This is a genomic window from Bradyrhizobium monzae (genome assembly GCF_021458635.1).
Lineage (GTDB): Bacteria > Pseudomonadota > Alphaproteobacteria > Rhizobiales > Xanthobacteraceae > Bradyrhizobium.
Genome location: NZ_JAIRDQ010000002.1, coordinates 734,218 through 747,285 on the forward strand (window position 1 = coordinate 734,218; position 13,068 = coordinate 747,285).

Genomic DNA, 13,068 nt, shown 5'->3' on the forward strand with positions numbered 1-13,068 from the left:
ACCCTTCATCTCGTCAACATCCCGAGGCTCAGCCCTTGGCGATGGGCACCGCGACGAAGCGCGACTGGCCGCCGCTCTTCACGCGCATCAGGACGCTGTTCTTGTTGTCTGTCCGCGCCGTGTTGATGGCGTCGCGGACGTCGCCGGCGGTGCTCACGCTCTTGCCGCCGACTTCGAGAATCACGTCGCCTTCCTTGAAGCCGCGTTCGGCGGCTGCGCTCTTCGGATCGACTTCGGTAACCACGACGCCGTCCTTGCCGGCGCCGGCCACGGAATTGGCAGGCGCAACCGTCATGCCGAGCTTCGGCACGTCGGTACCCTTGCTCGCGCCCTTGCCGCTGTCGTTATCGGTGTCGGCCTTGGCCTCGACCCTGTTCGGCAGCTGGCCCAGGGTGAGGTTCAAGACCTTGTCCTGGCCCTTGTGCAGCACATTGAGCTTCACGGTGGCGCCGGGCGCCAAGCCGCCGATGGTACGGGCGAGCTCGCGGGCGTCCTTGACGGATTCGCCGTTGACCGACGTGATCACGTCACCGGACTCGATGCCGGCCTTGGCCGCCGGACCATTCGCCTGCGGCTCCGCCACCAGTGCACCTTCGGCCTTCTTCATGCCGAGGCTGTCGGCGATGTCCGAGGTGACAGGCTGAATCTGCACGCCGATCCAACCGCGGCTGACCGAACCCTTGTCCTTGAGCTGCGCCACCACGCTCTTCACGGTGCTCGCGGGAATCGAGAATGCGATGCCGACGCTGCCGCCGGAGGGCGAGTAGATCGCGGTGTTGACGCCCATCACTTCGCCGTTGGTGTCGAAGGCCGGACCGCCGGAATTGCCCTTGTTCACGGGCGCGTCGATCTGGATGAAATCGTCATAGGGACCATTGCCGATGTCACGGCCGCTGGCCGATACGATGCCGGCGGTCACGGTGCCGCCGAGGCCGAAGGGATTGCCGACCGCGAGCACCCAGTCACCGATGCGCGGCTTGCCGTCGGCGAGCTTGGCGAACGGGAAGTTCGAGCCGCCCTCGACCTTGATCAGCGCGAGATCGGTGCGCTGGTCGGTGCCGATCACCTTGGCGCTGTAGGTCTTGCCGTCGTCGGTGGTGACCTCGACCTTGTCTGCGCCGTCAACCACGTGGTTGTTGGTCACGGCAAAGCCGTCCGCCGAGATGAAGAAGCCGGAGCCCTGGCCCTGCACGACGCGGCCACGGCCACCCTTTTGGCCCGGGAAACCATCCGGACCGCCGAAGCGGCGGAAGAAGCGTTCCATCGGCGAGCCCGGCTGGAACGGCGAGGCGGAATCATCGCCGTCGTCATTGCTCGCGGTCTTCTCCTTGATGTTGACCTTCACCGAGATCACCGAGGGCTTCACGCGTTCGACGATGTCGGCGAAACCGATCGGACGTTCGACCTTCTTGACCTCGTTGTTGACCTGGGCGTGCGCCGGACTGGAGAACAGGTCGGCGGGCGACGTCGACGGGCTGAAGCCATGGACGGCGATGCCGAGGCCGGCGACGACGGAGGCCATCAGCGCGATCCGGCGGGCGGAAAACACCGAACGGCGAGGCTGCCGGTAGGACGGAAGGTTGGTGAGGTCGGGACGATCGGTCATGCAGGTCTCCAGGGCCTTGAAATCCATTTGGCGCGCGATAGCGACACCTTACGGAGCTGAAGATGGGGGCTGCCGCCTTACCGCGCGCTGGCTGCGGGGTTAAACTTTTGTAATGAAGGATGGTCCGCGATGCGGCAGTTTATCGCAGGCCAAAAGTCGCGGTCTCACAGGAACTTAACGCGGTTCCGGGGACGGGCTATCGCGACGTGGCGTCGTCCGACATCAACGCCGCGAGCCGCGCCTGTTCGTCCTGCGTCAGCGGCGGCGGCACATCTACACCCGTCTGCGCACGGCGTCGGTTTTGCCGCCACAGCGCAAAGCCACCGCCGGCCAGCAGCAGCGGCGCGAGCAGCCACAACAGCAAGGTCTGCCGTTCGAAGCGCGGCTTCAGCAGCACGAACTCGCCGTAACGGGCGACCAGGAAGTCGAGCACCTGCGAATTGCTGTCGCCGGCCGCGATCCGCTCGCGCACGAGAAGACGCAGATCGCGCGCGAGCGGCGCATCGGAATCGTCGATCGACTGGTTCTGGCAGACCATGCAACGCAGCTCGCGCGACAAGTCGCGTGCGCGGGCCTCCTTGACCGGATCAGACATGATCTCGTCAGGCTGCACAGCGTAGGCCGCCGGAGCGGCCAGCAGCACGAGCGCGACGAGCGCGGCCATCATCCGGCGCATCCCGTCACTCCGCCGGTTGCAGGCGCTGCTTGGCCCGCGCCGGCTTCGGCGCACCGACCCGCAGGCGCCGGTCGGATAGCGACAGCACGCCGCCGAACGCCATCAGCACGGGCCCCCACCAGATCATGAGCACCAGCGGCTTGTGATAGATGCGCACGGCGATCGCGCCCTCGGCGGTGGCGTCGCCGAGCGAGATGTAGAGCTGGCTGGCGCCGCGGGTCAAAAGCGCAGCTTCGGTGGTGGAGGAGCCGCGCGTGGTAAAACTGCGCTTCGACGGCGTCATCACGCTGAGCATATCGCCGTCCCGACTGACGTTGAACTGGGCGATCATCTCGCGGTAGTTCGGCCCCTGGCGCTCGAGCAGACCGTCGAGCTTCAGCTCATATCCGGCGACCTGCGCAACGTCGTTCGGCTTCATGGTCGCGATATATTCGCTGTTCCAGGTGGTCTCGCAGACGATCCCGATCAGCGCGACACCGAGACCGGCATGCGCAAAGGCAGTACCCCAGGCCGAGCGCGGCAGGCCGCGAGCACGGTGCAGCGTGGTCATGAACGGCAGGCGAAACAGGCCCGTCCGTTCGGCCATGTCGGTCACGGCGCCAGCGATGACGAAGACCCCAAGCCCGATGGCCAATGGCGCCAGTGCACTGCCGCCACGCGTCCAGCCCCAGACAATGGCGATCACCACAAGACCGGCGACGCCGGCCGCAAGCAGCCGCTGGGTGACGCCGAGCAGATCGCCGCGTTTCCACGCCAGCATGGGCCCGAACGGCACGGCGAGCAGCAGCAGCGCGAACAGCGGCACGAAGGTGAGATTGTAGAAAGGTGCGCCGACCGACATCTTGAAGTCGGCGAGGACTTCCATCGCCAGCGGATAGAGCGTTCCGAACAGCACGACGGCACAGGCCACCGTCAGCAGCAGATTGTTCAGCACTAGCGCGCCCTCGCGCGAGATCGGTGCGAACAAGCCGCCCTGCTTCAACGAGGTCGCCCGCCCCGCAAACAGCGATAGGCTGCCGCCGATGAACAGGCAGAGGATCAGCAGGATGAACACGCCGCGGGTCGGATCATTGGCGAATGCGTGGACGGAGGTGATGACACCCGAGCGCACCAGGAAAGTGCCGAGCAGCGATAGCGAGAAAGTCAGGATCGAGAGCAGGATGGTCCAGACCTTCAGTGCATTGCGCTTCTCCATCACCAGCGCGGAGTGCAATAGCGCGGTGCCGGCGAGCCACGGCATCAGCGAGGCGTTCTCGACCGGATCCCAGAACCACCAGCCGCCCCAGCCGAGCTCGTAATAGGCCCAATAGGAGCCCATGGCGATGCCGAGGGTGAGGAAGATCCACGCCATCAGCGTCCACGGCCGCACCCAGCGCGCCCAGGCCGCATCGATCCGCCCCTCGATCAGCGCAGCGATCGCGAAGGAGAACGAGATCGAGAAGCCGACATAGCCGAGATAAAGCATCGGCGGATGCACCGCGAGACCGATGTCCTGAAGCACCGGATTGAGATCGCGCCCCTCGATCGGCGGATTGACGATGCGCAGAAACGGATTCGAGGTGATCAGGATGAAGAGATAGAACGCGCTCGCGATCCAGGCCTGAACTGCGAGCACATGCGCGCGCAGCGACAGCGGCAGATTGTTGCCGAAGGCGGCCACGAGCCCGCCGAACAGCGCCAGGATCGACACCCACAACAGCATCGAACCTTCATGATTTCCCCACACCCCGGTGATCTTGTAGATCAGTGGCTTCATGGAGTGGGAGTTCTCGTAGACATTGGCGACGGAGAAATCCGAATTCACGTGCAACGTCACAAGCGCGATGAACGACGCGCCGACGAACAGGAGCTGCGCCAGCGCGGTGGAACGCGCCACGTTCATGAGCGCGGGATCGCGCAGGCGCGCGCCGATCAGCGGCACGAAGGACTGGATCAGCGCCAGCGCGAGCGCCAGCACCAGCGCGTAATGTCCGGCTTCCGCGATCACCGCACAGCTCCCTGCGAATTGCCCTGCGCCGTCGTCGCTGAAGGCTTGGGGCCATCAGAAGGCTTGGGGTTACCAGAAGCTTGGGCGCCGTAATCGTCCTTCCAGTGCCCCTGCTTCTTCAGGGCATCGGCGACGTCCTTGGGCATGTAGGTCTCGTCGTGCTTGGCGAGCACCGTGTCGGCCTTGAACACGCCGTTGGCATCGAGCGCGCCTTCGGCGACGACGCCCTGCCCTTCGCGGAAGAGATCGGGCAGGATGCCCTTGTAGGCGACCGGCAGCTTGGCACCCCCGTCGGCCACGTCAAACGTCACCGCGAGATTGTCGCCGCGCTGGAGCGAGCCCGGCTGCACCAGGCCGCCAAGGCGGAAACGCTTGCCGGGCTGGACATGGTTTTCGGCCACCATGGTCGGGGTCGAGAAGAACACGATGGAGTCGCGCAAGGCATTGAGCACCAGCGCGGCCGCGAGCGCGAGCACGGCGAGCGAGCCGCCGATGATGGTCATACGTCGCTGCTTGCGCGTCATGGCGTGTCCGTTCTCCGCTCGTCTCGTGCTGCGACTGTCATCCGTCGAGCCCGAGAGTCTTGAGGCCTTCGTTGAGCTGGCGCAGCCGCTCGGAATCCTTGGCGACCGCCTGGCGCGCATCGGTCGAGGCGCCCTGCGCCTTGTCGCGATCGCCCATCACGAGATAGGCGCGCACCAGACGCAGCCAGCCCTCGACATCGTCGCCGTTCTGCTTGAGCCGCGTGGCGAGACGTTCGACCATGCTGCGGATCATCGCGTTGCGATCGCCGTCGTTCATCTCCTTGGACGCTGCGATCGTCTCGTCGGACAGCGCCGGCATCGTCACGCCGCCACTGCCGACCCGCGCGAGCGAGGTCTGCACCAGGGGCCGCCACGGCGCATCGGCGGGTGCCTTCGCCAGCAGCGCGCGCCAGATATTGGCCGCGTCATCCTTGCGGCCGTCCTGTTCGGCAGCGAGCCCGAGGAAGTAGTTCGCCTTGGGATCGTCGGCGTTGAGCGCATGCGCGCGCTCGAACTCGGTCTTGGCTTCCGCCGTCACCACGCCGCTGGCCGCGGCCGTGATCGCCTCGCCGAGATCGGAGCGGCGCTCCGCGCTCTCGCCGTTATAGGTGATCGAGCTGCGATAGGCGCGCACGGCCTCGTCGAAGCGGCCAAGCCGCTCCAGCACCGGCGCAAGCACGTTCCAGCCGCGGCCATCGGCCGGATTTTTTTCCAGATGTTGCTGGACCTGCACGACGAGGTTCTCGAGCGACTGCGCCGTGCCGGATCCCGCCCCACGCCCCCGCTGCGCCAGTGGGAAGTCGCGAAGCGCGGGCGAGCCGAGCGGAACGTAGATCGCGGCTGCCACCAGCGGCAGGCCGACCAGCGCCAGCACGGCAGCCGCCCGGCGCCATCTCAGACTGGATGTCGGCACGCGCGCAGACTCGCTGCCGGCGGCGGCGAGCAGCCTGCGGCTGATCTCGACGCGCGCCGCCTCGGCTTCAGGCAGCGCGATCAATCCCGCCGCGAGATCACGCTCGATTTCAGCCAGCTGGTCCTTGTAGACCGCGACCTCGCTGCCTTGATTGTCGGGGCGCGCGCCACGGCCGAGCGGCCAGAGCACGGCGAATATCGCCGCGACCGTCATCAGCGCGAACACGAACCATAGCGTCATCAGGCAAGCTTCCGGCAGCGCGCGAGCCGCGCCTGTAGCTGGCTTTACACCACGGCCGGACGATGCGGCAATTGACAATTGTCAATTTGGCGCGAGCGCACACAGTCCCGAAATGGTGAAAATCCAACGGCTTAGCCGATCTCGAAGTCCGCGCTTTGAGCGGCGTCCTCGCCGTGCCCATTCAAGGCCCTCAGGAAGTATGTTCCCGGCTCGATTGCGTCAGGCAATCTGATGCGCAAGGCCCCGACTGGAACGGGCGATGCGACCCTGGTGACGGTCTCGGGCAGTTGCCGACCGCTCGCCTTCTCGACCAGCACCACCTTCGCGCCGACCATCAGCCTTTGATATTTGGCAACAATGACGCGGTTCTCAATTTCGATGGAGCTGATAACAGGTTTCATGCGCCCACAGATAGCAATTCCAGAAGCCTGCACGGGACCGTAGGGCCCACGACCGGCAGCGTCAACCACAAATTGTGACCGCAAAAAGATGCGCTTGAATCAGCTTGCGCGCGTCGATTTACGCTCGCCCGTGGCCGCATTCTCGGCGGCGCGGCTCATCAGCGAGGCGTAATCGTCGCCGAACAGCACCTGGCAGAAGCGGATCGCGGCCTGCACCTGCTGCTGCCGGTAGGTGCGGACCTTGTGATCGGCGGCGCGCAGCGACTGCACCAGTTGCTCGGTCGACCGTTCGACATATTGCTGCAGGTCGGAATAGGTGCGCAGCGTCACCTCGTTGATCGCAAGCTCGCTGGCATAGTTGCGGCAGGTCGCGACGAAATCGATCAGCGCCGCGGTTTCCTCGACTTCGGTGCTGTCGATCCGCGCGCCCGGCGGAATGTCCTTCTCGGCGCGCTGGCGCAGGATACGGCGGACGCGGCCGGGAACGCTGTCGATCTCGGACTGCAGCGCGTTGGAGATATCGGCCCGGATCGAGGTCAGCTGCTTGCCCCAGGCGGAATCATTGCGCAGGTCGAGCTCGGTGCGCAGGCCACGGACGCCGTCATGCAGCGCTTTCAGATTGTCGGCGACGGTCTCGAAATGGCCGCGCTTGATGTCCATGCGCAAATTGGCGGCAACGCGGGCCAAATCGTGCAGGGCCATCGTCACAGCCACGCCGTAGGGCGTCGCCGCGACGCGGATTTCGTCGTCGGACGCGGCGATCTTGATGGCGAGGCGAATGATCTGCCACGGCGCGGTCATGCGCTGGACCAACACCGTCAGCGCAAATGGCAGCATCTGCGGGGTCTGGAGCACGGGAATGTTGAGGGCCGCGGACACCGCGGCGATCTGGGGCTCGCCGAACGTGCGCAGGAACCGCGGCAGCTTCTCATTGAGCGTGCCGATGGCCTCGCGAACCGCGAGCAGCGCGCCGATCGCATAGAGGTCCTCGATCACGCTGGGCGGACCGACACGGGCGAGCGCGCGCGACTTGTCGCCGCCGCCGGGCCCCGTCAGCTCGAAGATGGCGCCCGCAGCCACGGCCTGGAGCTTGAGCGCCAGCGCCTCGACCTGCCGCGCGCTGTCTGACGCCGGCATGCGCGCCAGCGCCGTCTCGAATTCGTTGATCTTGTCCGGGGCGCCGTCGCGGCCGAGCCATTGCCAGATCGGATGCAGCGAGGAGCGGCGGATCTGTCCGACCCGGGCCGCGGCACCGGCCTCGACCAGGAACGGTTCCACCACCTGGAACAGCAGCCGGGACAGATCGTCGGTGCGCGGCGGCAGCGCTTCGTCGGCCTCGGTTTTTCGCACGATCTTGCGCAGCTGCTCGAGCACCAGGGTCGCCACGGCGGTGTCCTGGCCGCGTTCGAGCGCACGCTCGAACTCCCGCATCAGCAGCGCCTGCGCCTGCGGCGGGAGCTGCGCGAGATATTCCCTCAGCCGCTCGATCGATGTCTGGCTCATGCGCCCGGGTAATGCACGGTAAAATGGCGGACGTAGGATGCGTCCTGCACGATCATAGGTGCGTGCGCCTTAAGAAGCCGTTGAGGACGTCGCCCCGAAACCCTCCGGTTTCGCCCGGAAACCCAAATAATCGTTTGCGATCAGAGGATTATATTCCCGGCAGCACCAGCTCGGCCCGCAGGCCCCCGATCGGCGCGCTGCCGAGCGAGAGGCTGCCGCCATAGAGCGCGGCGAGGTCGGTCACGATCGACAGCCCGAGCCCTGAGCCCGGCTTGGATTCGTCAAGCCGCTGGCCGCGCCGGGAGACCTGGGCGCGCTCGGCCTCGGAAAGGCCGCGCCCGTCGTCATCGACGATGAGCCGCAGCCTGGGGCCTGCGCCGGTCTGGGTCGGAGCCTCCACCAACACCTCGATGAAGACGCGCGAGGCCGCCCATTTGCAGGCATTGTCGACGAGGTTGCCGACCATCTCCTCCAGATCCTGCCGCTCGCCCCGGAATTTTGCCGACGGGTCGGCCTTGGCCTCGATGGCAATGTCGCGGCCGCGGTGGATCTTCTCCATGGTCCGCCGCAACCCCTCGATGGCGGGGGCAACCTCGGTCACGGTACCGACGATCGAGATGCGGGCCGCGATGCGGGCGCGCTCCAGATGATGGGCGAGCTGGTTGCGCATCACGTCCGCCTGCTCCATCACCTTTGCCGCGAACGGATCGGCAGCGTGCGAACCGGCCTCGTTGACGATCACCGACAGCGGCGTCTTGATCGCGTGGGCGAGATTGCCGACATGGGTGCGCGCGCGCTCCACGATCTCGCGATTGGCGTCGATCAGCGCGTTGGTCTCGCGCGCGAGCGGCGCGATCTCGACCGGGAATTCGCCCTCCAGCCGCTCCGCCCGCCCGGAGCGGATGTCGGCGATGGCTTCCGAGATGCGCTTCAGCGGCGCAAGGCCGAAGCGGACCTGGAACACGGTCGTCAGCAGCAGCACGACGCCGAGCGCGGTGAAGGTCCCGCCGAGATAGTAATCGAAGCTGCGCGTCTCGTCGAAAATCTCGGTGTCGTCGCCGGCGACGCTGACCAGATATTTGCCGTCGGCGCCGAGGTCGACGGGACGCTCGACCATGCGCAAATTCTGCCCTTCCGGCCCGTCGACATAAGCGAGGCGAATGCCGGCTGCGGTGAGCTCGGTGCCCTGGTCTTCCAGCTTCGGCAGCTTCTTGTCCCAGAGCGAGCGCGAGGAGCGAACCTCCGGCTTCTCGGTGTCGGTGCGCGTGATCTGCCAGTACCAGCCGGACAGCGGCAGCTCGAACAGGGGTTCGCCGAGCGACTGGAACTGGCGGTCCGGCGGCTCGTCCGGGGTTGCGACCTCGGCAATGAGGGTGCGGAGATAGAGGTTGAGCCGGCGGTCGAAGGCACGCTCGGTCGCGTTCTTGTAGACCGACGACAGCACCACGCCAGTGATGGCCAGGATCACCACGAGCCAGGCGGTCGCCGACAGGAACAGTCGGTTGGCAAGCGAGCTGGCGGGCATCGGAATGATCCCGGAGGCGCGAGGTGGCGGCATGGCTTCGGCGGTCATGATCGGACCAAGGCCCGTGTCCGGGCTCCCGTCAAGCCAAGATCCTCCGAGAGCCTCCTTAGGCGCCCGGCGCCGGCGGCGGGGTCAGGAGATAGCCCAGCCCGCGGACAGTCTGGATGATGTCGACGTCGAGCTTCTTGCGGATGCGGCCGACGAAGACTTCAATCGTGTTGGAGTCGCGGTCGAAATCCTGGTCGTAGAGATGCTCAACCAGCTCGGTGCGCGACACGACGCGCCCCGAATGGTGCATCAGATAGGCCAGAAGCCGATATTCGTGCGAGGTCATCTTGACGGGGTTGCCGGAGACGCTGACGCGGCCGGTGCGGGTGTCGAGCGTGACCGGGCCGCAGCTGAGCTCGCTTTGGGCATGGCCGGCGGAGCGGCGCAGCAGCGCACGGAGGCGCGCCAGCACCTCCTCCAGATGGAACGGCTTTGGCACGTAATCGTCGGCGCCGGCGTCAAAGCCCTGGACCTTGTCGCTCCAGCGGTCGCGCGCGGTCAGGATCAGCACCGGCATGGTGCGGCCGTTGCGGCGCCAAGCCTCCAGCACCGAGATGCCGTCCTTCTTCGGCAGGCCGATATCGAGCACCACGGCGTCGTACGGCTCGTTGTCGCCGAGATAATGCCCCTCCTCTCCGTCGAAGGCGCGGTCGACGACATAACCGGCGTCCGTCAGCGCCTTGGTGAGCTGACGATTGAGATCGGGGTCGTCCTCAACAACGAGCAGGCGCACGCTTCTCTCCGAGATGGCTGCATCAACTACGCCAGAGATGAGCAATTCCGGCGTGAACTGAGTATGAACGCGGGGAACCGACCGCGTTACTTTTTGGTCATATACGATCTGTCCGGGCTAAACGCGACTGCGCCCGCCGCGCCACCGGATGAGCCGGGGGCATGGCGGGCGCAATCTGCCGCGGCACGCCGTGAGTCGGAAGGTCCGCCCTTCCCGTCGATTTAGCCGTCAGGTCCGAAAGAACACGAACCAGATGACGGCGAGAATCAGGATCGCAAGCCCGGTCGAGATGGCAAGCAGCGCGGCCACCGACGGCCCCGGTTCGCCCTGGCGCGCCTCGGTTGCGGTTTCAACGATCTGATGCTGGTCTCGCGTGGTTGCCATGGTGGCCTCAATCTCTGAACGTCGCCTCCGACGACCGCGACCTCATCACGGCCCTGTGTCCGGAGCCAACGCCCGATCCGATATGATGTTCCGGCCTTTTGCCGCCGGATCGGGCAGAACCGCGGGGTCAGCGACTGGTTAACGCAGTTGCAAGAATCCGCGCTGAGCCGTGTATGATTCGGTGTTCCCCGATGGTATCTTCATAAGTCTGTCCCTGTTGCGTTTGGAGTAACCCATGGCCCCCCGTGCCAATTGGAAGGGTTTTTTGCGCCTCTCGCTCGTGACCTGCCCGGTCGCGCTGTATCCGGCCACATCGGATACCGAGAAGGTCTCGTTCAACCAGATCAATCGCAAGACCGGCCACCGGATCAAGTATCTCAAGGTCGACGCCGAGACCGGGGACGAGGTGACCTCCGAGGACATCGTCAAGGGCTACAAGGTCGACACCGACACCTACATCGAGGTCACCAAGGACGAGCTCGACGACATCGCGCTGGACTCGACCCATACGATCGACATCGACGAGTTCGTGCCGAAGGCCGACATCGACAACCGTTATCTGATCCGCCCCTACTACCTCGTTCCGGACGGCAAGGTCGGCCACGACGCCTACGCGGTGATCCGCGAGACCATCCGCAGCATGGACAAGGTCGCGATCGGCCGCGTGGTGCTGACCAATCGCGAGCACATCATCGCACTCGAGCCGCTCGAGAGCGGGCTGATGGGCACGCTGCTGCGCTATCCCTACGAGGTACGCAGCGAGAGCGAATATTTCGACGACATTCAGGACGTCAAGCTGACAGAGGACATGCTCGACCTCGCCAAGCACATCGTGGAGAAGAAGTCTGGCGCGTTCGAACCCGAGCTGTTCGAAGACCATTACGAGAGCGCGCTGATCGACCTCATCAACAAGAAGCGCGCGGGCGCGCCGATCGCAGCCAAGACCACACCGAAGAGCGGCGGCAACGTCATCAACCTGATGGACGCGCTGAAGAAGAGCCTCGCGAGCGAGAAGGACGCGGCGCCCAGGGCGAAGGTTGCCAAGGAGACGGTCAAGGAGACCGCCAGGGAAGCCGTCAAGGCCAAGAAGCCGAAGAAGCGCGTCGAGGGCCAGCGCGAGATGCTGCTGCCGATCTCGGGCAAGGGCGGCAAGGACGCAGCGGCCAAGGAAGCTGCACCGAAGAAGGCCGAAAAGCCGGTGCGCGCCACGACACGGACGAAGAAGGCCGGCTGACGACCTCGCGCCACCGATCGCGCCGTGACGTTTCCCCTCACCGATCGGGCAGCCTGACATGCCCTGGTCGACGCCGTTCGACGATCCGATCGACCTGCGCGGCGGACGCCGGCTCCGTACGCTGCAAGAGGCCGCCGACTTCATCATGAAGCTGCCCGAAGCCGAGCAGCAGGAGCCGCGCTGGCAAACCGCAATCGAGATGCTGATCAACGCGGCGGAGGCCGGCGGCGGCTGGCTGATGTTCGCGCGCGTCGGGATGCTGCGGGCGTTGAACGCGGACGGCCGCCGTGGATGAGCCGCGATCGGTATGCTTGCCGATAGGTTGACGAACAGCCTCAAAAATCCCTTAAGCGAGGCGCGCACCTTTCGCACCATCATGTCATCGTGTCGCACTGAGTATTCCTACGGAAGCCAAAATTAACTTCCGATTCCCCTTACGCGCACCATGGTCTGGCCATCGATCGAGCCAGGGTTCGCAGCTTCGTGCCGCAGCAGGACGCCAGAAAGAACTACATCGGCATCGTGAATGACACGACCGAGGACGAGCGCATCGCCGACGGTGCGGCACGCCTGCAGCCGCATGCGGTGGGCTATCTGGTCAGCCGTCTCGCGGCCATGCTGGGACGCGCTCGCAAGGATGCGCCGGGACGCACCACCACGGGTTGAGCCGGGCCAGCTTTCCTTCATTTCAATTGGATAATGAAACCTTCGTTTAACGGCTGTTACGTTAAGACACAGCGGGCAAGGTTCGGCTGAGCCTTGCATATTTGACGCGCGCAAATGCCCGTCGATCGCTTTACCAGTTTCATAACGCCGCGCGCTTACATTGGACCGGATGATGAGGAGTTGGCGATGATTTTGCTCAGGTCTTTTCTTGCCGATGAGAAAGCCGCCACCGCGATCGAGTATGGCCTGATCGCCGCCGGCGTCGCTCTTGCCATCGTGACGGTCGTGACCAACACGGGCAGTGTCCTCCTCAGCAACAAGTTCAACTCGATCAGCGCGGCCGCGAAGTAAGGCCGTCCCCTCGTCATTGCGAGCGCAGCGAAGCAATCCAGAGTCTTTCCGCGGAGGGACTCTGGATTGCTTCGCTGCGCTCGCAATGACGGAATTCCAGGCCACAGCACTTCCCTTTCACTCGCACTTTCATCCCTAGACACACCTTCGCGCTCTCGCGGATGGTTTTCACGGTGTCCTTCGTGCTCTCCCCGGGGAGCGATGCACTATTGCCCCCGTCGCCATGCAGATGACTGATGCGCGTGCCCGGTCGGGCCGCCACATCACCGCAGGACTT

General features: G+C 65.3%; 14 protein-coding genes. 4 read left to right on the top strand and 10 right to left on the bottom strand.

Features of this window, described 5'->3' with window-relative positions; all coding sequences use genetic code 11:
- Positions 1 to 28 precede the first annotated feature (28 nt).
- From K3F49_RS12495 to K3F49_RS12540, 10 genes are all read right to left on the bottom strand, one after another.
- The gene (locus K3F49_RS12495) at positions 29 to 1,606 is read right to left on the bottom strand and encodes a Do family serine endopeptidase (RefSeq protein WP_234681214.1); all 1,578 of its coding nucleotides are present in this window, start codon (positions 1,604 to 1,606) and stop codon (positions 29 to 31) included.
- Between the two features lie 196 nt (positions 1,607 to 1,802).
- A complete protein-coding gene (locus tag K3F49_RS12500) occupies positions 1,803 to 2,282 on the bottom strand; it encodes a cytochrome c-type biogenesis protein (RefSeq protein WP_234681215.1) in 480 nt (159 codons plus the stop codon).
- Between the two features lie 4 nt (positions 2,283 to 2,286).
- Positions 2,287 to 4,269, bottom strand: coding sequence for a heme lyase CcmF/NrfE family subunit (locus K3F49_RS12505; protein WP_234681216.1), 1,983 nt, complete (start codon positions 4,267 to 4,269; stop codon positions 2,287 to 2,289).
- Positions 4,266 to 4,793, bottom strand: a complete 528-nt coding sequence (gene ccmE / locus K3F49_RS12510) for a cytochrome c maturation protein CcmE (RefSeq protein WP_234681217.1) — start codon at positions 4,791 to 4,793, stop codon at positions 4,266 to 4,268. Before ccmE ends, K3F49_RS12505 begins: the two co-directional genes overlap by 4 nt.
- A 37-nt stretch (positions 4,794 to 4,830) precedes the next feature.
- Positions 4,831 to 5,946 (bottom strand): c-type cytochrome biogenesis protein CcmI, encoded by a 1,116-nt coding sequence (ccmI, locus tag K3F49_RS12515; RefSeq protein ID WP_234681218.1) that lies wholly within the window; start codon positions 5,944 to 5,946, stop codon positions 4,831 to 4,833.
- 131 nt (positions 5,947 to 6,077) lie between these two features.
- Complete coding sequence (locus tag K3F49_RS12520) at positions 6,078 to 6,347, bottom strand: hypothetical protein (protein ID WP_234681435.1); 270 nt, start codon at positions 6,345 to 6,347, stop codon at positions 6,078 to 6,080.
- 99 nt (positions 6,348 to 6,446) lie between these two features.
- Positions 6,447 to 7,850: a hypothetical protein gene (locus K3F49_RS12525; protein WP_234681219.1), complete on the bottom strand. Its 1,404-nt coding sequence runs from the start codon at positions 7,848 to 7,850 to the stop codon at positions 6,447 to 6,449.
- 148 nt (positions 7,851 to 7,998) lie between these two features.
- Positions 7,999 to 9,375: a sensor histidine kinase gene (locus K3F49_RS12530; RefSeq protein WP_234681220.1), complete on the bottom strand. Its 1,377-nt coding sequence runs from the start codon at positions 9,373 to 9,375 to the stop codon at positions 7,999 to 8,001.
- A gap of 106 nt (positions 9,376 to 9,481) precedes the next feature.
- The gene (locus tag K3F49_RS12535; RefSeq protein ID WP_234681221.1) at positions 9,482 to 10,156 is read right to left on the bottom strand and encodes a response regulator transcription factor; all 675 of its coding nucleotides are present in this window, start codon (positions 10,154 to 10,156) and stop codon (positions 9,482 to 9,484) included.
- A gap of 228 nt (positions 10,157 to 10,384) precedes the next feature.
- Entirely contained in the window at positions 10,385 to 10,540 is a 156-nt protein-coding gene (locus K3F49_RS12540) for a hypothetical protein (protein WP_165448146.1), read from the bottom strand.
- Between the two features lie 235 nt (positions 10,541 to 10,775).
- Here K3F49_RS12540 and ku point away from each other — a divergent pair, with 235 nt between their 5' ends.
- From ku to K3F49_RS12560, 4 genes are all read left to right on the top strand, one after another.
- Positions 10,776 to 11,774: a non-homologous end joining protein Ku gene (ku, locus tag K3F49_RS12545; protein WP_234681222.1), complete on the top strand. Its 999-nt coding sequence runs from the start codon at positions 10,776 to 10,778 to the stop codon at positions 11,772 to 11,774.
- A 58-nt stretch (positions 11,775 to 11,832) separates the two neighbouring features.
- The gene (locus K3F49_RS12550) at positions 11,833 to 12,069 is read left to right on the top strand and encodes a hypothetical protein (RefSeq protein WP_234681223.1); all 237 of its coding nucleotides are present in this window, start codon (positions 11,833 to 11,835) and stop codon (positions 12,067 to 12,069) included.
- A gap of 188 nt (positions 12,070 to 12,257) precedes the next feature.
- Positions 12,258 to 12,440, top strand: coding sequence for a hypothetical protein (locus K3F49_RS12555; protein ID WP_234681224.1), 183 nt, complete (start codon positions 12,258 to 12,260; stop codon positions 12,438 to 12,440).
- Positions 12,441 to 12,626: 186 nt separating this feature from the next.
- Positions 12,627 to 12,791 (top strand): Flp family type IVb pilin, encoded by a 165-nt coding sequence (locus K3F49_RS12560; RefSeq protein WP_234681436.1) that lies wholly within the window; start codon positions 12,627 to 12,629, stop codon positions 12,789 to 12,791.
- The last annotated feature ends 277 nt before the right edge of the window (positions 12,792 to 13,068 follow it).

What these genes read in the sequence shown, in the direction of transcription:
- K3F49_RS12520 (WP_234681435.1), bottom strand. Translation starts at nt 6,347, where the DNA reads ATGAAACCTGTTATCAGCTCCATCGAAATTGAGAACCGCGTCATTGTT.
- K3F49_RS12495 (WP_234681214.1), bottom strand. Translation starts at nt 1,606, where the DNA reads ATGACCGATCGTCCCGACCTCACCAACCTTCCGTCCTACCGGCAGCCT.
- K3F49_RS12525 (WP_234681219.1), bottom strand. Translation starts at nt 7,850, where the DNA reads ATGAGCCAGACATCGATCGAGCGGCTGAGGGAATATCTCGCGCAGCTC.
- K3F49_RS12550 (WP_234681223.1), top strand. Translation starts at nt 11,833, where the DNA reads ATGCCCTGGTCGACGCCGTTCGACGATCCGATCGACCTGCGCGGCGGA.
- K3F49_RS12500 (WP_234681215.1), bottom strand. Translation starts at nt 2,282, where the DNA reads ATGCGCCGGATGATGGCCGCGCTCGTCGCGCTCGTGCTGCTGGCCGCT.
- ccmI (WP_234681218.1), bottom strand. Translation starts at nt 5,946, where the DNA reads ATGACGCTATGGTTCGTGTTCGCGCTGATGACGGTCGCGGCGATATTC.
- ccmE (WP_234681217.1), bottom strand. Translation starts at nt 4,793, where the DNA reads ATGACGCGCAAGCAGCGACGTATGACCATCATCGGCGGCTCGCTCGCC.
- K3F49_RS12540 (WP_165448146.1), bottom strand. Translation starts at nt 10,540, where the DNA reads ATGGCAACCACGCGAGACCAGCATCAGATCGTTGAAACCGCAACCGAG.
- K3F49_RS12560 (WP_234681436.1), top strand. Translation starts at nt 12,627, where the DNA reads ATGATTTTGCTCAGGTCTTTTCTTGCCGATGAGAAAGCCGCCACCGCG.
- K3F49_RS12530 (WP_234681220.1), bottom strand. Translation starts at nt 9,375, where the DNA reads ATGCCCGCCAGCTCGCTTGCCAACCGACTGTTCCTGTCGGCGACCGCC.
- ku (WP_234681222.1), top strand. Translation starts at nt 10,776, where the DNA reads ATGGCCCCCCGTGCCAATTGGAAGGGTTTTTTGCGCCTCTCGCTCGTG.